Consider the following 25,011-nt stretch of genomic DNA (forward strand, 5'->3'; position numbering starts at 1 on the left):
TTACATCTTTAAATCCTTTAATACTCAATTCCCAAATCCTTAATCCCAAATCTTTCAATCTTTTAATCTTCTAATCCCAAAGCTTTGAAACCACTAGAGCCTTTTTTTCCATTATTCTCGAACAAAAATCGGAGTTATGGCAAACAAAAAATGCCCTACTTTCGCAGGGCATTCCTCAAAGAATTTGGGGCAATTATTTCTTTTTCAACTCTTCTATTTTAGCATCAACTTCTGCTTCTGTACCTTCAACTGTTTCGGTTGTGGTTACAGGTGCTTCATCGTTGGTAACTGTGGTGATAGTAACGATTGCTTTTACTTTTCCGTCGGTATTGGTCTTGTCAACTGATACTTCTTTTGAAACGGATTGTGCTGGTTGCAGTCCATCTATCATTTGTATCAGTTCAATTTCTTCCGTTTTTGATACAGCGTCATGACCACCCAAGATTGGAGCAATTACGAGCCCGATTAGGCAAGTCAATTTGATCAAGATGTTCATTGATGGTCCTGAAGTATCCTTGAACGGATCTCCAACGGTATCTCCGGTAACGGCTGCCTTGTGAGCATCAGATCCTTTGTAGGTCATCTCACCATTGATCAATACTCCAGCCTCAAAAGATTTCTTGGCATTGTCCCAAGCTCCACCTGCATTGTTTTGAAAAACTGCCCAAAGCACGCCTGAAACGGTAACTCCTGCCATATAACCTCCCAGCATTTCGGCAATCAATTGGTTGTTGTCGGCATAAACCAGTTTCCCTAAAAGTACAATTGCAATTGGGAAACCGATCGTCAAGATTCCAGGCAGCATCATTTCGCGTAAAGCGGCTTTTGTAGAAATCTCCACACATTTCCCGTATTCTGGCTTGCCCGTTCCTTCCATGATTCCAGGAATTTCCTTGAACTGGCGGCGAACTTCATAGACCATATCCATTGCTGCTTTTCCTACGGAATTCATTGCCAAGGCAGAGAAAACCACAGGAATCATTCCACCGACAAACAACATTGCCAATACGGGAGCTTTGAAAATATTGATTCCGTCGATTCCTGTAAAGGTTACATAAGCGGCAAATAAAGCTAAAGATGTCAAGGCTGCTGAAGCGATTGCAAAACCTTTTCCTGTTGCAGCTGTCGTGTTTCCAACAGAATCCAAGATGTCAGTTCTTGTACGAACTTCTTTAGGCAATTCGCTCATTTCGGCGATTCCACCTGCATTATCCGAAATTGGTCCGAAGGCATCGATAGCCAACTGCATCGCCGTTGTCGCCATCATTGCAGAAGCCGCAAGTGCCACTCCGTAGAAACCTGCTAAAGCATAAGTGGACCATATTGCTGCAGCAAATAAGATTACGGTTGGGAAAGTAGAAATCATACCCGTTGCCAAACCAGCGATTACGTTTGTCCCAGCACCAGTTGATGATTTTTGAACGATTGCCAAGACTGGTTTTGTACCCAATCCTGTGTAATATTCTGTTACGGATGAAATGGCTCCGCCAACAAACAATCCGATTAAGGATGCATAGAAAACCCTCATTGAAGAAATTTCTTGTAATCCCTCACCGAAGAAGGACATTTTCATCGTTTCTGGTAACATCATGTCAATTAAGAAATAACAAGCAATTGCTGTCAAGACAATAGAAACCCAGTTTCCAATATTTAATGCCTTTTGAACTTGTGCTTCTTTGGCATCATCGCTTGATATTTTTACCAACATGGTTCCAATGATCGAAAAAAGGATTCCGAAACCAGCTATTGCCATTGGCAATAAAATCGGTCCGATTCCGCCGAAAGCATCAGCAATGCTTCCGCCCATATCTTTAATAACATAGTTTCCTAGAACCATTGCCGCTAGAACTGTTGCTACATACGAACCGAATAAATCGGCCCCCATTCCTGCAACGTCACCTACGTTATCTCCCACGTTATCTGCAATTGTAGCAGGGTTACGAGGATCGTCCTCTGGAATCCCTGCTTCTACCTTACCCACTAAATCAGCACCCACATCGGCCGCTTTTGTGTAGATACCTCCACCCACACGGGCAAACAAGGCAATGGATTCAGCTCCAAGAGAGAAACCTGCCAATGTTTCTAAAACGATGGTCATTTGTTCGGTTGACGTCCAAACGCCACCCATAAAATAATGGAATAAAATGATGAAAAATCCTGTAAGTCCCAGAACGGCCAAACCTGCAACACCAAGCCCCATCACGGTTCCTCCACCGAAGGAAACCTTCAAGGCTTGAGGCAAACTTGTTCGTGCAGCTTGGGTGGTTCTAACGTTTGTTTTGGTGGCAATCTTCATTCCCATATTTCCTGCAAGGGCAGAAAAAAAGGCTCCGAAAACGAAAGCCACTACAATTAGGATATGTGTTGTTGGGACAACGAATGAAATTCCTGCTAAAGCGATACTTGCACCAACTACGAAAATGGCCAATAATCGGTATTCCGCTTTCAGGAAAGCCAAGGCACCTTCGTAAATGTAATCTGAAATTTCTTTCATCTTACCGTCTCCGGCATCTTGTTTTAAAACCCAGGATCTCTTGAAAGCCATAAAGGCCAACCCAATAAATGCCATTACTAACGGCACATAAATCATGAATGATTCCATATAAATATTTTTTGGTATTTGTTAATATTATGTAAATATAACAAAACACATATAAATAAAAAAGCAACATTATAATAGAATGTTGCTTTTTTTATCAGATTAGCAGTATCAAATTGTTTATACTAAAATTTATCTTATGCAGAACTGCCGTATCATTGCTTTCCACCTCGAAAGTTGCTAGCAAAAAAAAGCAACATCCGAATTTCGAATGTTGCTTTATCATGGTAATATGAATCGTTTTAGAACTACTTGATGCTGAACAAACCTTCTGCTTTGTTCGGAATATCATCAAAACGTTTGGTGCATTCTGCGATAATGGAATATGCCTCATTTACATCTCCCCAACCTTCAACATCTACTTTCTTGTTTTCAAGGTCTTTATATACTTGGAAAAAGTGTTCAATTTCCTTTAATAAATGTGGGTTGATGTCGGACAGGTTTTCCAAAGAATTCCAAATTGGATCAGAAACCGGCACACAGATGATTTTTTCGTCTGGTCCTTTGTCATCTGCCATGTGGAAAACTCCAATTGGCTTCACTTCCATTACACATCCAGGAAAAGTTGGTTCGTTTACCAAAACCAAAACATCTAGAGGATCTCCATCTAATGCTAATGTTTCTGGAATAAATCCGTAATCTGCAGGATACATCATCGACGAAAATAACATTCTGTCAAAACGCATTCTTTTTATTTCAAAATCGTATTCGTATTTGTTTCTGCTTCCTCTTGGTATTTCGATCAAAACATCGAAAGTTGTTAGTTTGTCTGCTGTCATTTTACTTGTTTTACTTTTCTAAATTTCAGACTGCAAAAGTAAGCAAACATTGGTGTTCTACAACAAAAAAATGGTGTTATATGTGTATAATTTTTATGTAAATAAATCGGGCTAAATTGCTCAAATTTAAAATAGTTCAACAATAAAATAGATTGAATAATTTTGGAAACTATTTTATGAATATTCTTAAAAAAAATATACGGTTTTATGCGATTTTCATTAAAAATAAAATTAATAATTTACTTTCCTACCTCTTTTTTCGAGGTAATAATGCCACAAAATGAAACTTGCAAGTGAACGATGTGGGCTCCATTTTTCAGAATGAGCTTCCATTTCCATTTTATCGTGGATATCCAACAGTTCTTTCAGGGTGTTGACGATGGCAATATCGCCAAGCGGAATAATATCGGGCTTTTGAAGACAGAACATCAGATAGACATCAATGGTCCAGTTACCGATTCCTTTTATCTTGATGAGTTCTTCGCGGACTCGATGGCTTGGTTTTTCGGGAAGGCTTTCCAAATCGAGCTCTTTATCGAGGATGGCTGTCGCCAATGCTTTGATGTAGCTGGTTTTCTGACGGCTTACTCCTGCATTTCTAAATTCTTCGTCAGATAATAAAAGTAATTCCTGTGGATGAAATTCTCTTACTTTATTATTTAATTTGATAAAGGTTGCTTTCGCAGAATCGATGGAAACTTGTTGTTCGAGAATTAATAGGGCAAGAGTTGCGAAACCTTGAGGTCGTTTTGGAATGATGGGTAATCCGTATTGATCAATGATTCGTTTAAAAACGGGGTCTATTTGTAGCAGAAAATCTAGTGCTTCTTTCATAATGTTTTAACCACGAAGACACAAAGGTCACAAAGGTTCGCAAAGGTTCAAGAAATTTAGAAACTAAAAGAATTACTTGACTTTTCGGCTTTCTGAATCTTGACGATTATCCCAAAAAGCTACGATTTCAATTCTGTCATTGTTTACCTCATAGAATATCAAATAGGTCTTTAAAGGAATAACGCGTGTATATTTATTTGAAGTCAATCTACCGATAAGTTCTGAATGGGAAATAGTTTCCAATAGATTTTCAACTTCGTCTAAAAGTTTAAGACTGTAATTTGAATTTCCATTTCTTTCAGAATAAAACTCAAGTACGGTTTGCAATTGTATTTCTGCAAGACTGGACCAGACTATTTCTTTTTTAGCCATTGCCTCATATTGGAAATTACTTCCTCATTTTCACGAAACTTTCCTTCTTTTATTTCATTTCTCGAAACCTCAATTGAAGATTGTTGCTCGGCAGACAATTTATACAGTGCTTGTTCAGAAGAATCAAAAATAGTTTGCAAAGCACTAAGGAAATTCAAGTCCTCTGAATTCTTTATCCTTGCAATCAAATTCTTTTTAATTTGGGCGGTCGTATCCATAATCGGCAATTTTTGTATATTCAAAAATAAGAAAATTATTTTCCAATTTACAGATTCTTAATCACTTTTGAATTAGCGTAAAGTTTCGTTAAGTTTAGAAATGGAATCCAAACGAACCTTTTATTCCGAAATTAGTGGTTTGTGGTGTGATATAACTTCCTCTCCAAGCAAATTCGATTCTGAATACTTTAAAGATATTCCCGATTCCGGCATTGTATTCCCAATAGAAATCTTCTGGAGCTCGATATACCAATCCTGAAGCATTGATAGCTTTGTTTCCCTCACTGATAGTTCCGTAAACCCCTTTAAAACCAATAGTTTCCCTCCAGTTTAATTTTCGCAACAGCGGAATTCTAGAAAAAATTCGTCCGCCAAAATTGTGTTGCAATTGAAAAGTAGCATACGTATCTGCTTGAAATTCATAGAAATCAAGCAAGTTGAAGGTGTTTTCAATCACAAAATACGTTTGGTTTCCCGGAACGATACTCATCAAACCAAGTGGCACATCTCCAAATGTTTTTCCGAGTTCCATAATATAATCCAATCGACCAATTCCTCCAATATTGATAGGTTGTTTGTAGTAAAACTGGATCTTTTCATATTTAAAATCACTGTCCAAAACGCCTTTCAAACCTTGGCTATAATTTACAAAAAACCTTGGAAAAGGATTATCTACAATACTTCTTTCCACACCATAACCAACGGTTTTTCGTCCTGGTGTATAATCAATTTGGAAGTTGAGCTCGGATTGTTTTACATCGCCCCTTGTGGTTGTAAAACTATCATCGGTATAATAATCCAAACTAAAAGTATTGGATGCCGATTCTAATGTTCGATAGGAAAATCCCGTTTGAAGAGTTAAATTTCGAACAGGTTCTATTTCTAATGCAACAGAAGTGAGGTTGATATTGGTTAATTTTCCGTTATTTCCTGTCGTAAAAAGTGCTGATGAGGCAAAACTTCTACCCAAAACATCGTTTGTCGTGGTTAGGCTGGCACCAATTTGCTCCACATCTCTTCTATTTCCTCCAGAAATGATTAATCTGTTTTTGCGGTTCAAGAGCCATTTTCCAGAAATTCCGTATTTAAATTTATTATCATCAAAACCATAGGCAGTATAGCCTTGAAGACGCCACATGTCATTTGGCCCAAAATAGGTTCGACCACCAACTCTAACTCGTATTCCCTCAACTTCATTGAAACCGAAGGTTGAAAATATAGGACCTATATCAAAATTCCCTTTTTGGATGTAACCACTTCCCAAAATTGAAACAATGTCATAAAGTTGCCTGAATTTTTTATTGGTCTGTAAGGTATCAAGCATTTTATAAATACCCTTTTCATCTTTATTTAGATTTTCAAAGCGGTTTTCCTCCCAAAAATCATCGTCCCGAGTATAAACCGTATCATCATAATAATTGACTTCCTCTTTGTAGAAATCAGTTGGTTTTTCTTTATCGAATTCATGATTTCGGAACATCGTGGTTCTTTTCCCATAAACACCTCGCGACTTTTCCTTTTTATTCAAGGCAAAATCGGACATCATATAATCTCTTCTCAAGAGAAAAACGGAATCATTCAACACTTCAAATTCCTGTTCGATATAAATTTCCTTGACCCAGTTGATGTTGGCACTTTTTGAAGCCTGAAGGTTAATCTCTTTAATCGCCCAAGTGGAATCGTTTACCCAAAAATCGCCTTTAAAAGTCAGTTCATTTGGACGACGCGGATAGTAAACAATATTGTAGCACCATTTTTTATCGATAAAAGCACTGTCAACCAATCGATAATTATAGACATCAATTCCTGTTCGAGAAAGTGGACTCGTAAAAGCTTTGTCGAAAAATTTCAGGTAATTGTCATAGATATCATATTCTGCATATAAATCCTTGATAAAAGCGATAATCTGCTGATTGGTATTGAAGCCTGAATTTTTGTTGGCTTTCAGAATTTCTTTTACCTTTCCACGAACATTATCTCCATACACGTTTGAAAGTGCTTCATTGATAAAAATTGGCAAATAGGTTTTTCCGGTAACGCTTGAAGTATCAATAGAATTGAACACGAACTCCATTCCTTTGAACACACGGCTTTTCATAAAAGCACTATCAATCGTGTTCATATCAAATTCTACCTTTTCATACTTTTCCATTTCATATTGCTTGAATTGACGCAAACCGTTGTTGCGTTTTCGAGCCCATATTTTTCGGAGGATATCAATGGCTGGATTGTTCTTTTTGGATGTTTTTCCGCTATATACTTTTACTTCGGCTAATTCTTCTCCAGAAACCAGCACGATTTTCATATCGTAGGTTACCGCTTTTTCGAGTTGAATTTCTTGAGTTGTATAACCGATAAAGGAGATGGAAAGAGTTTTTCTGTTTTGAGGAGATTCAAGATAAAAACGTCCGTCTTCGTTGGTAATCATTCCTTCGGATGTACCTAAAAAAGCTACACTTGCATAAGGAACCGGTTGTTTATTTTCATCCAACACAACACCACTCACTTTTGTTTGGGCTATCAAAAAATTGGCTAGCAATAAAAATAGTCCTAAAAATATATTCTTCATATAGAAATTTATCGTCTAAAAGTCACATTTATAAATCAAAAACACCTTACGAATTACAAATGTTTTTGCAACATCGGAAATAAAAAAAGCTTCATCAAAGTTGTTCCCTGATGAAGCCTCAAATATAGTTATTTCGATAATTGAAATTCTAGAAATTGTGTTAATTAGATAATTGTAAAATTAACAGCTTTTCTAGTGGATAAAATTATCTAATTATTTTTTATACATTACTTTTTTAACCGCTTTTACAACATCTCCAGAATTTGGCAACCATTCTTTCAACAAAGTTGGAGAATAAGGAGCTGGTGTATCTGCAGTTGTAATTCTTTGGATTGGAGCATCTAGATAATCGAATGCTTTTTCCTGAACCATATAAGTGATTTCCGAAGCAACACTTGCAAATGGCCAAGCTTCTTCCAAAACTACCAAACGGTTTGTTTTTTTAACAGAAGTCAAGATGGTTTCATAATCCATCGGACGAACGGTTCTCAAATCGATGATTTCGCAAGAGATTCCTTCTTTTTCTAATTCGTCAGCAGCAATATGAGCTTCCTTGATGATTTTACCAAATGAAACGATTGTTACATCTTTCCCTTCTCTTTTAATATCAGCAACTCCTAGAGGAATTGTGTATTCTCCTTCTGGAACTTCACCTTTATCACCATACATCTGCTCAGATTCCATAAAAATAACCGGATCATTATCACGGATGGCTGACTTCAACAATCCTTTTGCATCGTAAACAGTTGACGGAACTACAACTTTCAAACCTGGAGTGTTGGCAAACCAGTTTTCAAAAGCTTGTGAGTGTGTTGCTCCTAATTGTCCAGCAGAAGCTGTTGGCCCTCTGAAAACCATCGGCATTGGAAATTGTCCGGCCGACATCTGACGCATTTTTGCCGCATTGTTTATAATCTGGTCGATACCAACCAATGAAAAGTTAAACGTCATAAATTCCACAATCGGACGGTTACCGTTCATTGCTGAACCAACTGCAATTCCGGCAAAACCAAGTTCGGCAATCGGAGTATCAATCACTCTTTTTGGTCCAAATTCATCTAACATTCCTTTTGAAGCTTTGTAAGCACCATTGTATTCGGCAACTTCCTCACCCATTAAATAAATAGATTCATCACGACGCATTTCTTCACTCATCGCTTCACAAATAGCTTCTCTAAATTGGATTGTTTTCATATATCAGTTTATTATCTTCTTAAATTTTGAAACGCAAAAATAAAAATTAAAACGTATATAAAAGCATAATTAAGTTTAAATTAATTAGCATCATTAAGCAGATGATTCTTTCGTTGACAATATCGATAAAGCCCTTCATGGTTTGATTTTACTAAATCTGTCATAAAACCACCTACGAAAACGTTATAATTCACAAAAATATTATGCACGCATAGTTCTTTTTTGAAAATATAGTTGTATTTTCGTCACCGAAATACGATAATCTAAATTATAAAAAAGATGAAAATATTAGTTTGCATCAGTCACGTTCCTGATACTACTTCAAAAATTAATTTCACCAATGGCGATTCAGAATTTGACACCAATGGCGTTCAATTTGTAATCAACCCTAACGACGAATTCGGATTGACAAGAGCCATCTGGTTTCAAGAACAACAAGGAGCAAATGTTACGGTGGTAAACGTTGGAGGCCCTGATACGGAACCAACTTTGAGAAAAGCATTGGCAATTGGAGCCAACGAAGCAATTCGTGTAAATGCAAATCCAACTGACGGTTTTTTCGTTGCAAAACAATTGGCAGAAGTAATTAAAAATGGTGGTTATGATTTAGTTATAGCCGGAAAAGAATCTTTGGATTACAATGGCGGAATGGTTCCAGGAATGTTAGCTGGAATTTTAGGATACAATTTCGTGAATTCTTGCACAGAATTAAAAGTAGATGGAACTTCAGCGACAGCTGCAAGAGAAATCGACGGTGGAAAAGAAACCGTTGCAACATCTTTACCTTTAATTATTGGAGGACAAAAAGGTCTTGTTGAGGAAAAAGACTTGAGAATCCCAAACATGAGAGGCATCATGACAGCAAGAACTAAAGCCTTGACTGTACTTGAACCAGTTGCTGCAAACAACAATACAAAAGCAGTAAAATTCGAAAAACCAGCACCAAAATCAGCGGTGAAACTAGTAAGTGCGGATAATCTGGATGAATTAATCAATTTATTACACAACGAGGCGAAAGTGATTTAAGATTGTTCCAAAATCTAAAATCATAATTCTAAAATCTAAAATTTAAGACTATGTCAATATTAATATATGCGGAATCAGCAGAAGGAAAATTCAAGAAAGTAGCTTTCGAATTGGCTTCCTACGCAAAAAAAGTAGCTGAATCATTAGGAACAACTGTAACAGCTGTAACGGTAAACACAGCAAACGTTTCTGACCTATCAAAATACGGAGTAGATAAAGTATTAAAAGTAAACAACGATAAACTATCAGGTTTTACAGCAAAAGCGTATGCAGATGTAATCAAGCAAGCCGCTCAAAAAGAAGGTGCAAAATTAGTTTTGCTTTCTTCAACTACAGATAGTTTATATCTGGCTCCACTAGTTGCCGTTTCTTTGGAAGCTGGTTATGCTTCAAATGTTGTCGGACTTCCAGTAAGTACTTCACCATTTCAAGTAAAAAGAAACGCTTTTTCAAACAAAGCCTTCAATATTACCGAAATCACTACCGATGCAAAAGTTCTTGGACTTGCCAAAAACTCTTACGGTGTTTTCGAAAGTGCATCTTCTTTAACCGAAGAAGACTTCAACCCAACCATTGGCGACAATGATTTTGGTGTAAAAGTACAATCAGTTGACAAAACTTCAGGAAAAGTAACCATTGCCGATGCAGAAGTGGTAGTTTCTGGAGGTCGTGGTTTAAAAGGTCCTGAAAACTGGGGAATGTTGGAAGAATTAGCCTCGGTACTTGGAGCGGCAACTGCTTGTTCTAAACCCGTTTCAGATCTTGGATGGAGACCTCACAGTGAACACGTTGGGCAAACAGGAAAGCCTGTAGCCACCAATCTTTACATCGCTGTCGGGATTTCTGGAGCCATCCAACACATTGCCGGAATCAACTCCTCTAAAGTAAAAGTGGTCATCAATTCAGATGCCGATGCACCTTTCTTCAAAGTAGCCGATTACGGAGTTGTAGGAGATGCTTTCGATATTGTTCCAAAACTGACTCAAAAATTAAAAGAATTCAAAGCGAATAATTCGTAAATAATTTTTTAAATTGTGCCCATATTAGGGCTATCTAAATCTAGATAGAAATATCCACTTTTAGATAGCCCTTTTTTTTTGTTTTCAGTCCACAATTTTCACGTTTTAGCACATCAACTGCCAACTGAAACTGAATACTGATTACTATTTTTAGGAGCGAAAGGTTTAGGCTTCTTTGGAATCCATTTTCCTGCCTTCCTTCCATCTCGTTCCAAAAAACGAGATTCCCTCCAGTCAGGGCTAGAGAGGAAAGCATAAACCGCCAATCGTTATCCATAATTTTTGGCAAGTAGCAGATTTCCTGCAAGGTTTTCAAAACCTTGTAGGTATAAAACAAAAACAACTACAAGGTTTCAAAAACCTTGCAGGATTTAACAACAAAACAACTCGATTTTTTTTTCAGAATATTATCACAATTCTGAAATCTAAAATCTAAAATCTAAAATTCAAAAATGAGTTTAGTAAAACTAACCATAAAAGGAATTTCATACAGCCAGACACAAAACGGAGCCTATGCTCTAATTTTGAATGAAGTTGACGGCGACCGAAAACTACCAATCGTCATTGGAGCTTTCGAAGCACAATCTATTGCCATTGCTTTAGAGAAGGAAATAAAACCGCCACGTCCCTTGACACACGATCTGTTCAAGAATTTTGCCGACCGTTTTGATATTGTTGTCAAACAGGTAATCATTCATAAATTGGTGGATGGCGTTTTCTATTCCAGCATCATCTGCGAAAGAGATAAAATCGAGGAAATCATCGATGCGAGAACTTCAGATGCGATTGCATTGGCCTTGCGATTTTCGGCACCAATCTTCACCTATAAAAACATATTGGACAAGGCCGGAATTTATCTAAAAGCAAATCCGCTTGAGTCTGATAATCCTTCACAGGACAACGACGACATCCTCTCGGACCCGGAAACCTTCGGAATGGAAGAAGAAACCAATCAGTCAGGCGAAACCTATGCAAAACACAGCTTGTCAGAATTACACGAGTTGCTTCAAGGTGCCGTTGAAAATGAAGATTATGAAAAAGCAGCGAAGATAAGAGACGAAATTTCGAGAAGAGAGATTTAGTATTCAGTCACAGTTTACAGTTACAGTTACAGTTACAGTTACAGTTTACAGTTACAGTTTACAGTTACAGTTTACAGTTTAATAAAATAAAACTTTGTGCCTTCGAGCCTTTGTGGCAAAAATAAAATAATATGAAACAATACCACGACCTTGTAAAACACGTTTTAGAAAACGGAACACAAAAAGGAGACCGAACAGGAACAGGAACCAAAAGCGTTTTTGGCTACCAGATGCGTTTTGATTTGAGCGAAGGTTTCCCGATGGTCACGACCAAAAAACTACATTTAAAATCCATCATATACGAATTGCTCTGGTTTTTGAAAGGCGAAACCAATATTGCTTATCTAAAGGAAAACGGAGTAAAAATTTGGGACGAATGGGCCAATGAAGAAGGAGAATTAGGTCCTGTTTACGGTCATCAATGGAGAAACTGGAACAGCGAAGAAATTGACCAGATTACGGAATTGATTGAAACTTTAAAAACAAATCCAAACAGCCGTAGAATGTTGGTTTCCGCTTGGAATCCATCCGTTTTGCCGGATACTACAAAATCATTTGCAGAAAATGTAGCCAACGGAAAAGTTGCCTTGCCTCCTTGTCATGCTTTCTTTCAATTTTATGTAGCCGACGGAAAATTATCATGCCAATTGTACCAAAGAAGTGCCGATATTTTCTTGGGAGTACCTTTCAACATTGCTTCTTATGCTTTGCTAACGATGATGATTGCTCAAGTTTGCAATTTAGAACCTGGAGATTTTATTCATACTTTTGGAGATGCTCATATTTACAACAATCACTTCGAACAGCTTGAACTTCAATTATCGCGTGAGCCAAAACCTTTACCAAAAATGGTGCTTAACCCAAATGTGAAAAACATTTTAGACTTTACTTTTGAGGATTTCACTTTAGAAGGCTATGAACCTCATCCACATATTAAAGGTGCTGTTGCGGTTTAAGCAATGGCTCTTTTTAAATTTATTCAACAAATCCGATTTCTGTAAAAACGCTTTTAACAGAAAAAAATAGTCTTTATTGCTTTTTTTTCACTAAAATTGAACGTTTTTTAACATACCGAAAATGAACAGCATCAAAAAGTCTTTATTCTTATTTTTACTGGTTTCCTTATCAGCTACAGCTCAACAAAAACTCACCTTGGAAGAAATTTGGGGTGGAGCTTTTAGAACCGAAGGAATGGACGAACTCCAAGCCTTAAAAAACACCAACCAATACACAGTTTTAAACTTTGACAGAGCTTCGAGAAGTATGCAAATCGACTTGTATGATTATGCAACTTTGAAGAAAGTTTCGACTTTAATTGATACTAAAAATCATCAAGGTCTTCCGATGATTGACAGTTACACCTTCAATTCAAAGGAAAATCAAATTTTATTGGCGTGCGAATCGGAACAAATTTTCCGCCATTCATTCGTTGCTGATTATTATTTATACGACATTACTTCAAAACAATTGACTAAATTATTTGATTTCAAAGTTCAGGAACCAACTTTTTCGCCTGACGGAACTCAAATCGCTTATGCAAAAGACAATAATTTATTTGTGTATAATCTTCAAAACAAAACTTCAAAACAAATCACAACCGATGGAAAGAAAAATGCCATCATCAACGGGATCACGGATTGGGTTTATGAAGAGGAATTTGCTTTCGTAAGAGCTTTCGACTGGAATGCTTCGAGTGATAAAATTGCCTATATCCGTTTTGATGAAACTGAAGTTCCAGAGTTTTCGATGGACCTTTACAACCAAGGTTTATATCCTGTTCAGCAGGTTTTCAAATATCCGAAAGCAGGAGAAAAAAATGCTTTGGTTTCGCTTCATATTTATGATTTAAAAGCAAATAATGCCAAGCAAATCAATCTTGGAAACTACAATGATTTTTATATACCAAGAATAAAATGGACGAACGAAGCCAATGTCTTGAGTACCCAAGTCATCAACAGACATCAGAATAATCTAGATTTGCTTTTCGTAGATGGAACTTCTGGAACTGCAAAAGTGGTCTTGAATGAAAAAGACAAGGCTTATGTTGACATTACAGACAATCTTACTTTTTTGAAAGACAACAGCTTTATCTGGACGAGTGAAAAGGACGGTTTCAACCACATCTACCATTACGACAAAACTGGAAAATTGAAAAATCAGATTACAAAAGGAAACTGGGAAATCACGAAATATTATGGTTTGAATGAAAAATCGGGAACAGTTTTTTATCAATCCGTAGAAAATGGTTCGATCAACAGAGATATTTATTCGATTAATTTAAGCGGAAGCGGAAAAAAAAGACTTTCTTCTGCAACGGGAACAAACTCCGCTACTTTCAGTCCGAATTTTGATTTCTACATTAATACTTTTTCAAATGCTACGACACCAACCCAATATTCTTTAAATGATGCCAAAACAGGAAAAGAAGTACAATCCATCAAAAAGAACGACGGACTTTCTTCAAGACTGAAAGCCTACGATTTGCCTTCAAAGGAATTCTTTGAATTTACTACAGAAAAAGGACACAAATTGAACGCTTGGATGATCAAGCCTAAGAATTTTGATGCTTCAAAAAAATATCCAGTTTTGATGTTCCAATATTCAGGACCTGGTTCTCAAGAAGTTACAAATTCTTGGTTGGATATTAATGACATGTGGTATATGATGCTTTCCCAACAAGGTTATATCGTGGCTTGTGTGGATGGAAGAGGAACTGGTTTTAAAGGTGCCGAATTCAAAAAAGTGACCTACAAAGATTTAGGAAACTTGGAAGCTCAAGACCAAATTGACGCTGCGAAAGTGATTGGAAACTACAATTATGTAGATAACAGCCGAATTGGAATCTGGGGTTGGAGTTATGGAGGTTTCATGTCTTCGAACTGTATCCTAAAAGGAAATGACGTGTTCAAAATGGCAATAGCTGTTGCTCCAGTAACGAATTGGCGTTTTTATGACTCGGTTTACACCGAAAGATTCTTGCAAACTCCAGCAGAAAATGCTTCAGGATATGACGAAAACTCTCCGATCAATCACGTAAGCAAATTGAAAGGAAAATATCTTTTAATCCACGGAACTGCCGATGATAATGTTCACGTTCAAAACACAATGTTGATGGTGGAAGCTTTGGTTCAAGCCAACAAACAATTTGAGTGGGCTATTTATCCCGACAAAAACCACGGAATCTACGGTGGAAAGACTAGATTGCACCTTTATACAAAAATGACCAACTTTATTAAAGATAATTTATAATTATGTGGAAATCGCATCCTAAAGCCCTACCCTATTTGTTCTTATCTGAAATGTGGGAACGTTTCGGCTATTATTTGATGATTGGAGTTTTCACGCTCTATCTTAAAGATGTTGAAGCCGGTTTCGCCATGACCGAAAAAGAAGCTTCGGACTTATACGGAACCTTTATCGCCTTGGTTTTCCTCACTCCTTTTATCGGAGGTTTGGTGGCCGACCGTTATTTAGGCTACAGAAAATCAATCGTTTTGGGCGGATTGATGATGGGTGCCGGCTATTTTATGATGGGCATCCATAGTTTGACCATGTTGTATATTGCAATGACGCTTGTAATTGTGGGTAACGGATTTTTCAAGCCGAATATTTCTACACTGTTAGGTAATTTTTACTCTACTGACGAATATAGAGACAAGAAAGACGAAGGTTACAACATCTTCTACATGGGAATCAACGTTGGGGCATTTATCTGCAACTTCTTTGGTGCCGCTTTGCAAATCCTTTTAGGGTGGCAATATGCATTTATGGCGGCCGGAATTGGGATGTTTATTGGCGTTGTCGTTTTTCTTCTAGGCACGAAACATTATACTGGTTTCGACCAGAAAAAAGGAACACAGGAAGGCGACATGCCTTTTTATAAAATCGTTCTTTTCATATTGGTTCCATCGGTTGTTTTTGGAATCATTGGATGGTTTTTGAAAGGAGTTCAATCTGAAGTCAATCTGGACAGTTCTATTTTTGGTTCGGACAGTACCGATGCTTTTATATTTGCATGTATTCCTGTAATTTACTTTTATGCAAGCTTATATTTCAAGGCAAAAGCTGACGAGAAAAGACCAATTGGAGCTTTACTTTCCATATTTGCAGTCGTGATTTTATTCTGGGCGGTTTTCAAACTCAACGGTTCGGCACTCACAACTTGGGCCGATAGATATACCGATAGACAAGTTACAGGAACCACTGAAAAAGTATTTTCGACATTAGTACAATCAAAGGAAATAACTTACGCAAAAGCCGAAACAGAGTTATACGATGAGCAATTTCGTTTGCAAAAAGAAAACGGAGAAGTAAAGAAAACAATAGATTATCCAGTCTATTTTAGAAATGTAGCTCCCGAAAAACTACCAGAAGAAGGAACGAAAATTAGCGTTTGGGCAACCAATTTAAGCCAATCAATAAATCCTGGTTGGGTGATTATTTTGACACCGTTGATTGTAGCTTTCTTTACTTATCTAAGAAGCAAGAAAAAAGAGCCTTCAACACCAACTAAGATTGCTTTCGGATTATTAATTTCGGCACTATCTGTTTTGGTTATGGTTGCCGCGGTAAATATTGGAAGCAACGGAACAGAAAAAGTAAGTGTTTGGTGGCTTGTTGCAAATTACGGAATCATCACAATTGGAGAATTATTTTTGAGTCCGATGGGATTATCGATCGTCTCAAAATTATCTCCAAAAAACATAACTGCATTAATGATGGGTGGCTGGTTTCTATCTACATCTATTGGAAATAAATTGAGTGGTGTTTTGGCCAGCATGTGGGACACTTACGATGATAAAGCAAACTTTTTCTGGGTCAACTTTGGGCTCTTGATGTTTGCTACTTTGCTGATGTTTGCATTGGTGAAAAATTTAAATAAAGTAATGAGAGAAAAAGGCATCAATTAATTTGTTGCCATGAAATAACGATAACAAAAACAACATAAAATGGAAAACAATTACCCGTTGTCATCTGCAAATGCAGGCCCAACTTTAGAAGAAATTCAAAATTTTGAAGGCAAATATCCAAAGCAATTATGGTATTTGTTTTTGGTGGAAATGTGGGAACGTTTCTGTTTTTACGGAATGCGTGGTGTTTTGACCATTTTTATGGCCGACCAAATTTTAGGTTTGGCTTTATCTGACAAAGAAGCCAATTTAAAGTACGGTGCCATTCAGGCTTTCGTTTATGCTTTTACCTTTATCGGAGGAATTTTTGCTGATAAAATTTTAGGTTTTAAAAAATCGCTTCTTTTTGGTGCAACTGTAATGATTCTTGGAAACTTAATCATTGCCTTTTCTCCACAGGAATTCTTCTATTTAGGAATTACACTCTCAATCATCGGAACTGGTTTCTTCAAGCCAAATATTTCGTCGATGGTTGGAGAACTTTACAAAGAGGGAGATAGCAGACGTGATGCTGGTTTCGGATTATTCTACTCTGGAATTAATATCGGAGCTTTACTTGGTGGAGCTGTTTGTGTTTATTTAGGAACTAGTCCTGATTACGGCTGGAGTTATGCTTTCTTGTCTGCTGCAATTGTAATGGTTATTGGATTGATTACTTTTATTTATACAAAAAAATCTTTGGGACCAATTGGAAACTCTCCGCTTCTTAACCTAGAACCTACTAAAAGAACTACTCGTGAAATTGCAGTTTATGTAGGTTCGTTACTTAGCATTCCCTTGATTTTTATGATGATTAAGAATACGGATTATACCGATTATTTCATGTACACCATCGGACCATTGGCAGTATTGTATTTCTTATTTGAAACGTTTAAAGAAAGTGATGAAAGAGCAAGAAAAAAACTGATTGCTGCATTTGTTTTTATTCTTTTCTCTGTTGTATTTTGGGCATTTTTCGAGCAAAGTGGTGGTTCATTGGCATTATTTGCAAAAAACAACCTTCATCATAACTTATTGTTCTTCGAAATTAATCCGAACATTGTAAACAATACATCAAACTCTTTGTTTGTTATCATTTTCAGTCCGATTGTTGGTTTGATTTGGCTGGCAATGGCTAAAAAGAAAATTGAACCAAATACCGTAATGAAATTCGGAATCGGATTTTTATTCCTAGCAGCCTCTTTTTACACGTTCTATTACACACGTTTTTTCGCCGACAGTGAAGGAATAACCTCTTTAAATCTTTTCACTTTTGCCTATTTGATTATCACTTTTGGAGAATTATGTTTATCCCCAATTGGGTTATCCATTATGACGAAACTTTCTCCAAAACGTCTTTCGGGAATGATGATGGGAATGTGGTTTCTGGCTAGTGCTTACGGACAATATGCTGCTGGATTACTTGGAGCAGGAATGTCTTCACCAGACGAAAATGCAACCTTATTGACAAAATTACAAGGTTACACTGAAGGATATTATCAATTGGCAATTTATGCTTTGGTAGCAGGTTTGTTGCTTATCATTGTTTCGCCTTTGATTAGAAAACTAATGCAAGAAGTAAAATAACATCCTACTATTCATCATAAAAAGCGACTTTTGGGTCGCTTTTTATGGTCTATATCTTTTCAATTAAAATCTAATTTTCAAAATGTCAGATACTAAAACTTCACTATTTACTACAATTAAATCTTTTAATAAAAATTTCTGGATAGCCAGTTTTATGGAACTTATGGAACGTTGGGCTTGGTACGGAATTTATACACTTTTAGGACTTTATTTAGTAGGGTCAACTGATACCGGTGGTTTAGGTTTTGATCACATCCAGAAAGGAAATATCATGGGGAACATTGTCGGGATACTTTACTTTCTTCCTTTGATTTTTGGAGTAATTGCCGACCGTATAGGCTACAAGGTATCTTTAATCATTTCTTATATCATTATGATTTCGGGTTATTATCTTTTAGGTGAAGTAAACACCTATTGGAGTGTCTATATGGTTTTCCTACTTGTTGCTGTTGGTGCCGCATTCTTTAAGCCTGTAGCGTCAGCAATTGTAGCTCGAAACACCGATGAAACAACAGGAACTATGGGATTTGGCATTTTCTATATGATGGTAAACATTGGTGGATTTATCGGTCCTGCGATGTCTTCCGGATTAAGAACTACTTACGGATGGAAGATTATTTTTGTCCAGGCCGCAATTGTAATTGGTATAAACCTTATTCTTTTATTGCTTTTTTATAACGAACCAAAGGTTGAAAAACCAAAAAATTCCATTCTTGAAGCCATTAAAGAATCTATTTTAGGTATTTTCGAAGCCCTTAAAGATGTACGATTAGGAATATTACTTTTATTAATGATTGGTTTCTGGACGATGTTTAACCAATTATTTAATACCCTTCCGAATTTTATAGAAGACTGGGTAAACTCTGCTTCAATTAGCAATTGGCTAAATGAAAAGCTTCCTGCTTTAGGAAGTTTAATAACACAAGACGGTCAGGTAAAACCCGAATGGTTTACAAATATCGACTCATTGATGATCATACTTTTCCAGATTACGATATCGTTTTTTGTTATTAAAATGCGTCATATCAATGCGGTAATCCGTGGTGCCATAATTGCAACAATTGGTATCGGTTTAACATTTTATTCAGGAAGTGTCTGGTTTACTATCATTGGAACGATGATTTTTGCTATTGGTGAAATGATGAGCAGTCCAACCGTATCATCATTTATTGCATTGATTACACCAAAAGGGAAAGAAGGTTTGTACCAAGGAACTTACTTTCTACCTGTTGCAGCAAGCTACTTTGTTACAAGCATTATTTCGGGAAGCCTTTATCAGTCCTGGTCCGATAAATTATCGCTATTGAAAAAAGAAATGGCAGGTAGAAACATTGAAATGCCCGAAGTTGTAACCAAAGAAGAGTTTATAGAAAAAGGATCCAAAGCATTAAACATGTCTATTTCTGGCTTTGAAAAGCAATTTAATTTAAAAGCAGAAACAATTGATTGGACAACCGTGAAACAATCTTTTACAGATTTAGCATCTTCTAAAAGTATTGATATCAATCAGATACATTTTCCATTCTCAAAAAACGAATATTTTGCTTTAGCCGAACAAAAATTAGGAATGAGCCATTGGGATATGACCAATATGCTTTGGGAAACCTATAATCCAAACAAAATATGGTTTGTGATTGTGGGAATTGGTATATTTTCAATCATCTCTTTAGCCATTTATGACAAAATGATTATTAGACCTCTTGAGAAAAAAGCAGCTAAGTAAGCACAGCCGTATAAATTAATTATTTTTTGATTATCTTTCGCATCCAAAATATTTTTTAAAATTAAATTAAATGACTACAGAAGCTGGAAACCCAGATTTTTTCAAATCAAAAGTTTTAGGACATCCTTCGGGATTATTCGTTTTATTTTTCACAGAAATGTGGGAACGATTCTCTTTCTATGGAATGAGGGTTCTATTAATATTATTTTTAACTGCTGCCCTAACAGGAGACAATCCAGGCTGGGGTTGGAGTGCTGAAAATGCTGGTGCTTTATACGGAACTTATGCAATGCTTTTATATATTACCCCTATTTTTGGTGGAATCATAGCCGACAGGTTCATTGGCTACCGTTGGGCTGTAGTCATTGGGTCGATAATAATGACACTCGGTCACGCGGCTATGGCTTTAGATACACCATTTATGCTTTATCTAGGTTTAGGCCTTTTAGTTATTGGTACAGGATTTTTTAAACCTAATATGACCTCAATCTTGTCTGAGATGTACAAGCTTTTTCCGGAGAAAAAAGACGGAGCTTACACAATTTTCTATATGGGTGTAAATGCAGGAGCTTTTTTCGGAATGATGCTTTGTGGCTATTTGGCAGCAAATTTAGGTTGGCATTGGGGATTCGGCTTAGCTGGAATTTTTATGCTTCTGGGAACCATACAATTTTGGTTAGCAAAACCTCTTTTTGGCGACATAGGAGAGGTTCCGTCTAAACAAAAGAAAGCCGAAGAATCAGCAAGAGTTGCCTTGTCCAAAAATGAGGATGATAAACCAAATCCTTACACCACTGTTGACTTTATTTTAATAGCAGTTACAACCGTGATTGGTCTTCTTTATGCTTTTAATGATCCTTTGTCTAAAATTGGCGGAATCAATCTTTTCAACTTTAAAATTGGCAGTTTGGATGGTTCTATATTTATGATATTAGTTGCTTTATTCCTGTTCCTTTATTTAGTTATTTCTCGATTGATGCGTTACACCACAATTGTACGACACAGAATGATTGCTGTAATTATTTTTGCCTTCTTTACCGTTTTTTTCTGGATGTCTTTTGAACAAGGTGCCTCATCTTTGGTGATTTTCGCTCGTGATAATGTTGACAGAACACTTGAAGGATCTTCATTAACCATTTTCAATACTATCAATACACTTCTAACTGTTGTACCTTTAGTTATCATTTCATGGGTATTAATCCTTCTTGCAAAACAAACTTGGAAGAAAGCTTTAGTGTCAAATGTTGTTTTGGCAATCACTTTTTTAATTATTTGGGGTATCGCAATTTGGATGCTTAATAATGAATTTAGTAAAGAAGCTTCAGAGATAGATCCAAGTTGGTTTTCCATCTTAAACTCCTTCTTTATCATTGCTTTCGCTTCAACAGTTTCAAAATTATGGGATAGCAAATACAATCCTCCTGCAGCCGTGAAATATGGTTTAGGACTAATTATTATGGCAATCGGATTTGGATTACTGGCATTTGGATCTTACGGTGTTGCAACCGGTATAAAAGTTTCTATGCTATGGTTGGTTCTTGCATATTTATTCCATACACTTGGTGAATTATTTTTATCTCCTGTAGGTTTGTCTTATGTATCTAAATTGGTTCCAGCAAGAATGATTGCCTTTATGTTTGGAATGTGGTATTTGGCTATTGCAATAGGGAACAAACTTGCCGCGGTTTTGGGTGGACAAATTGAAAATATAACTAACGAATATTCTCTATCAACATTTTTCTTGATATTTACTATTGTTCCAGCAGTAGCCGGTCTATTGGTAATTTCTTTAAATCCAATTCTAAAAAAACTAATGCACGGAGTTAGATAATTTAACGGCATCGTTTTTGAAAGCTAATTTTTAAAAATTATAAAATGAAAAAAATAGTTCTAACATTACTTTTAGTTCTTGGTTCGATGACCATCGAAGCCCAGGAATTGACTTGGCACACAGATGTGAACAAAGCATCGGAAATTGCCATTAAAACTAAAAAACCTTTATTATTTTTCTTCACAGGAAGCGATTGGTGTGGATGGTGCATCCGTTTGCAGAAAGAGGTTTTCACGAAACCGGAATTTGCAACTTGGGCCAAAGAAAATGTTGTTTTGGTAGATTTAGATTTTCCGAGAAGAAAACAACTTTCGCCAGAATTAACCAAACAAAATAACGAATTGCAACAAATGTTTGCTGTTCGAGGTTATCCAACGGTTTGGATGGTAACGCCAACTATGGTAGATAAAAAAGTGAGCTTCGAAAAATTAGGAAGTACAGGTTATGTAGCTGGTGGACCAGAAAAATGGTTGGCTGGAGCCAATCAAATTCTTGCCAACAAAAAATAACAGTTTATTCAATTCTATAGAATCCCTTTTCACCAACTGCGTGAAAAGGGATTTTTTGCTTCTCACAGGTTGCCTTCCACCTTTCTATGTAAGTCTTATAATTAGAACCGTCGGCTACAATAATTTCCGGCTTATGAACCAAAAGAAATCTGTCGAGATTCACTTTTGGAGATTGAATCAATAGGACAACATCGGGCTTAATGTTTTTCGGATAGACACCAGAACTGTCAATTACGAAAATTTTCTTCTGATTGAAATAATAAAAATTACTACTCTTTTCCTTTTTAATAGTTTCAATAAAATTGGCTACTGTGAATGATTTTAGGTTTTTGTCCTGTTCCAAATTTTTCAAAATGCTGTCGTTTGCAAAAACCTTTAATTGTTTTCCTTTTCGCTCCACAAAAATGGAATTTTTTCTGGAATGAAAAACCAGCATTTCATTTTGGTTTTCAGTGTGATATTTGGTTCCGAAGAGTGAAATCTGAAATAAAATAAATGCCGACAAAACAAAAACCAATCGCTTAAAACTTCTTTTTTCCATCCAAAGAACCGACATCGCAATCCATACATACAAACTAATTTCCATGTAAATATTAAACGGAATATCCCTAAAAATAAAACTCTCAAAAGAAGCAATCCAATTGATAATCCAGTTAAGTCCAAAAATGCTATATTCCAATGCTTTGACAAAAATTAATGGAACCAAACCAAACAAAGCCCAAATCATTACAACCATACCAAGTCCCATTATAAAACCTAGGAAAGGCAGAATAATCATGTTGGTTAAAAAAAACAAGCCTGGGAATTGATGGAAATAATAGATACTCAAAGGGAAAGTTCCAATTTGAGCCGAAAAAGAAACTGTGAGTATGTCCCATAAATACTTGCAAACCTTATTTTCAGGTTTCCAAAAGCCACTCAAAATGGGTTGCAACCAAAGAATAAAAAACAAGGCAAAGTAGCTCAACTGAAATCCAACATCAAACAGAAAGGATGGCTGGAATATCAAAATCAGTAGCATCGAAACAATCAAGGTATGAAAAATATTGGTTTTCCTCCTGAGATGCATTCCAATGGCAATAAAAGAAAACATTGTCACCGACCTCACAATCGATGGCGAAAGTCCCGCAATAATGGCAAAACACCACAAACACGAAATGATGAGGAAAAGTTTTGTCAGATTTCCAACTCTTGTCTTTGGTATTCTCCTTAACAAGAAATTTAAAAAAAGTAAAATATAACCAACATGCAAACCCGAAACCGACAAAATATGAACAGCTCCGGCATATTGATAATCCTGCATCACTTCGGGAGAAATATCTTGCTTTTGTCCCAATATCAAAGCAACTGCAATATTCAATTCGGTATTATTAAAATTACTTTTTTCAAGATTTTCAATGATCCTATTTCTTAATTTCGAAGAATAATACCACAGATTTTTGGTGATCTTATCGTTAATCTTGATTTCCTGAACATCAACATAAACCTGCGAAAGGATGGATTTATTTTCAAGATATTTCCCATAATCAAATTGGTCGGGATTGTAGGGATGCTTGTGTTTGTAGATGTTTTCCTTTAGAAGCAAATTAGAACCAATTTCCAATTTATGCTTCAAACTATCCTTCCTGATGTTCAGCAATATTTTGCCGTTCGTCTTGATTCCGTCAATATAATTCACAGTTGCTACATAACGTTCATTATAGCTGGTCGTCTTTAATTTCTCTCTTAGAGTAACTGCAATCGTATATTCTCTATCTGTTTCGGCGACAAGATGAATGTAATTCTCCTTATCGAAATAATCATTATGAACAACCAAAGTAGTTGCACCAATTAAAAAAGAAAGCAAATAAGTCGAAATCGCAAAGTGAATCTTCTGATTGATTTTCTTTATTGATAAGAAGAAAGAGAGAATAAAAACAACGGAGAAAAAACCCAAAAACAAAAAAACGCTCGATAAATCAGGCTTCAGATAAAAAGCGGATAAAATACCGGCTATAAAAAACAGCGTAATTCTAGCTAAAGGAAATTGCAGTACTTTCATTCATCTAAAATAACAAAATATTTTAGATGTGTGATAATTTTATTGTAGAACTCTATTGATTTGAACGAAAGTTTTCTTGTAGTAAGCCTCATTCATTGAAGAAACAACAACACCTTGTGAAGTCGAAGAGTGTATAAACTTTATTTCGTTATCATCCGTTACTTCTGTAATTATACCAACGTGACTAATTCCTCTTCTACTGGTTTTAAAGAAAATCAAGTCGCCTTTCTTGGCTTCTTTTTCGTCGATTTTTTCACCAACAGTTGCCATTTCGTGAGAACTTCTTGGCAATTTCAAATCAAAAATATCAAAAACAGCAGTAACCATTCCAGAACAATCCATTCCAGCAGTAGTTGTTCCTCCACCACGGTATCGAACACCTAGAAATTCCATCGCATTATTAATCATCTGCATGGCAAGGTAATTTTCCGGAGGCGAAATAAGCAAATCCTTGTCGTCCGGTTCACTTTTGTCGATAGAATATTTTTTGGGTTTTGGAGTGCCTTTTGTAGTCGATTTCACTTCCGGTTGTTTCACTTCTTGGTAAGCAACAGCAGTCTCTGTTTTTTTAGAAAGCGAAGCCATAGCTTCCGATTCTTTCTTTTTGTCTTCTGGTTTTTGATAAACCCCTTTCTTTACAGCTTCCTTCTTTGAAGTTATGATTTGCCCAAAACTCAAGGAAGTAATTGACAATAAAACAGCCGTTAGAAGTAGATTTTTTGAATTTATCATATTTTAT

The 25,011-nt window shown here is 36.3% G+C and carries 20 protein-coding genes; 10 read left to right on the forward strand and 10 right to left on the reverse strand.

Features of this window, described 5'->3' with window-relative positions; all coding sequences use genetic code 11:
- Positions 1 to 193: 193 nt before the first annotated feature.
- From J2X31_RS01770 to J2X31_RS01800, 7 genes are all read right to left on the reverse strand, one after another.
- Positions 194 to 2,602: a sodium-translocating pyrophosphatase gene (locus tag J2X31_RS01770; protein ID WP_310023905.1), complete on the reverse strand. Its 2,409-nt coding sequence runs from the start codon at positions 2,600 to 2,602 to the stop codon at positions 194 to 196.
- 245 nt (positions 2,603 to 2,847) lie between these two features.
- On the reverse strand, positions 2,848 to 3,378 hold the full coding sequence (locus J2X31_RS01775) for an inorganic diphosphatase (protein ID WP_310023907.1): 531 nt from the start codon (positions 3,376 to 3,378) through the stop codon (positions 2,848 to 2,850).
- Positions 3,379 to 3,609: 231 nt separating this feature from the next.
- Positions 3,610 to 4,212 (reverse strand): DNA-3-methyladenine glycosylase family protein, encoded by a 603-nt coding sequence (locus J2X31_RS01780; RefSeq protein WP_310023908.1) that lies wholly within the window; start codon positions 4,210 to 4,212, stop codon positions 3,610 to 3,612.
- 72 nt (positions 4,213 to 4,284) lie between these two features.
- Positions 4,285 to 4,584 carry a type II toxin-antitoxin system RelE/ParE family toxin gene (locus tag J2X31_RS01785; RefSeq protein WP_310023911.1) on the reverse strand — a complete coding sequence of 100 codons (300 nt, stop codon included), beginning with the start codon at positions 4,582 to 4,584 and terminating at the stop codon, positions 4,285 to 4,287.
- Positions 4,566 to 4,802 carry a hypothetical protein gene (locus J2X31_RS01790; protein ID WP_310023912.1) on the reverse strand — a complete coding sequence of 79 codons (237 nt, stop codon included), beginning with the start codon at positions 4,800 to 4,802 and terminating at the stop codon, positions 4,566 to 4,568. Before J2X31_RS01790 ends, J2X31_RS01785 begins: the two co-directional genes overlap by 19 nt.
- Before the next feature lie 94 nt (positions 4,803 to 4,896).
- Entirely contained in the window at positions 4,897 to 7,371 is a 2,475-nt protein-coding gene (locus J2X31_RS01795) for a DUF5686 and carboxypeptidase-like regulatory domain-containing protein (protein ID WP_310023913.1), read from the reverse strand.
- A gap of 213 nt (positions 7,372 to 7,584) precedes the next feature.
- Positions 7,585 to 8,565, reverse strand: a complete 981-nt coding sequence (locus J2X31_RS01800; RefSeq protein WP_310023916.1) for a pyruvate dehydrogenase complex E1 component subunit beta — start codon at positions 8,563 to 8,565, stop codon at positions 7,585 to 7,587.
- A gap of 279 nt (positions 8,566 to 8,844) precedes the next feature.
- Here J2X31_RS01800 and J2X31_RS01805 point away from each other — a divergent pair, with 279 nt between their 5' ends.
- The gene (locus J2X31_RS01805; protein ID WP_310023919.1) at positions 8,845 to 9,591 is read left to right on the forward strand and encodes an electron transfer flavoprotein subunit beta/FixA family protein; all 747 of its coding nucleotides are present in this window, start codon (positions 8,845 to 8,847) and stop codon (positions 9,589 to 9,591) included.
- 50 nt (positions 9,592 to 9,641) lie between these two features.
- Positions 9,642 to 10,610, forward strand: coding sequence for an electron transfer flavoprotein subunit alpha/FixB family protein (locus tag J2X31_RS01810; RefSeq protein WP_310023921.1), 969 nt, complete (start codon positions 9,642 to 9,644; stop codon positions 10,608 to 10,610).
- A gap of 40 nt (positions 10,611 to 10,650) precedes the next feature.
- On the opposite strand, the gene J2X31_RS01815 is transcribed toward J2X31_RS01810, so the two are convergent.
- The gene (locus J2X31_RS01815) at positions 10,651 to 10,887 is read right to left on the reverse strand and encodes a hypothetical protein (RefSeq protein ID WP_310023922.1); all 237 of its coding nucleotides are present in this window, start codon (positions 10,885 to 10,887) and stop codon (positions 10,651 to 10,653) included.
- A 175-nt stretch (positions 10,888 to 11,062) separates the two neighbouring features.
- Here J2X31_RS01815 and J2X31_RS01820 point away from each other — a divergent pair, with 175 nt between their 5' ends.
- The 8 genes from J2X31_RS01820 to J2X31_RS01855 all read left to right on the forward strand — a co-directional run bounded on the left by J2X31_RS01820 (position 11,063) and on the right by J2X31_RS01855 (position 22,231).
- A complete protein-coding gene (locus J2X31_RS01820) occupies positions 11,063 to 11,692 on the forward strand; it encodes a bifunctional nuclease domain-containing protein (RefSeq protein WP_310023924.1) in 630 nt (209 codons plus the stop codon).
- Positions 11,693 to 11,823: 131 nt separating this feature from the next.
- Positions 11,824 to 12,648: a thymidylate synthase gene (locus J2X31_RS01825; RefSeq protein ID WP_310023926.1), complete on the forward strand. Its 825-nt coding sequence runs from the start codon at positions 11,824 to 11,826 to the stop codon at positions 12,646 to 12,648.
- Between the two features lie 121 nt (positions 12,649 to 12,769).
- Complete coding sequence (locus tag J2X31_RS01830) at positions 12,770 to 14,941, forward strand: S9 family peptidase (protein WP_310023927.1); 2,172 nt, start codon at positions 12,770 to 12,772, stop codon at positions 14,939 to 14,941.
- A 2-nt stretch (positions 14,942 to 14,943) separates the two neighbouring features.
- Positions 14,944 to 16,602 (forward strand): peptide MFS transporter, encoded by a 1,659-nt coding sequence (locus J2X31_RS01835; protein ID WP_310023928.1) that lies wholly within the window; start codon positions 14,944 to 14,946, stop codon positions 16,600 to 16,602.
- A 39-nt stretch (positions 16,603 to 16,641) separates the two neighbouring features.
- Positions 16,642 to 18,168: a peptide MFS transporter gene (locus J2X31_RS01840; RefSeq protein WP_310023930.1), complete on the forward strand. Its 1,527-nt coding sequence runs from the start codon at positions 16,642 to 16,644 to the stop codon at positions 18,166 to 18,168.
- 82 nt (positions 18,169 to 18,250) lie between these two features.
- Entirely contained in the window at positions 18,251 to 19,891 is a 1,641-nt protein-coding gene (locus tag J2X31_RS01845; protein WP_310023931.1) for an MFS transporter, read from the forward strand.
- Between the two features lie 70 nt (positions 19,892 to 19,961).
- A complete protein-coding gene (locus J2X31_RS01850) occupies positions 19,962 to 21,722 on the forward strand; it encodes a peptide MFS transporter (protein ID WP_310023932.1) in 1,761 nt (586 codons plus the stop codon).
- Positions 21,723 to 21,766: 44 nt separating this feature from the next.
- On the forward strand, positions 21,767 to 22,231 hold the full coding sequence (locus tag J2X31_RS01855; RefSeq protein ID WP_310023933.1) for a thioredoxin family protein: 465 nt from the start codon (positions 21,767 to 21,769) through the stop codon (positions 22,229 to 22,231).
- Between the two features lie 4 nt (positions 22,232 to 22,235).
- Here the strand turns inward: J2X31_RS01855 and J2X31_RS01860 are convergent, their stop codons facing one another.
- Entirely contained in the window at positions 22,236 to 24,272 is a 2,037-nt protein-coding gene (locus J2X31_RS01860) for a ComEC/Rec2 family competence protein (RefSeq protein ID WP_310023934.1), read from the reverse strand.
- A 39-nt stretch (positions 24,273 to 24,311) separates the two neighbouring features.
- Positions 24,312 to 25,004 carry a C40 family peptidase gene (locus J2X31_RS01865; protein WP_310023935.1) on the reverse strand — a complete coding sequence of 231 codons (693 nt, stop codon included), beginning with the start codon at positions 25,002 to 25,004 and terminating at the stop codon, positions 24,312 to 24,314.
- Between the last annotated feature and the right edge of the window lie 7 nt (positions 25,005 to 25,011).

The organism is Flavobacterium arsenatis, from assembly GCF_031456785.1.
GTDB lineage: Bacteria > Bacteroidota > Bacteroidia > Flavobacteriales > Flavobacteriaceae > Flavobacterium > Flavobacterium arsenatis.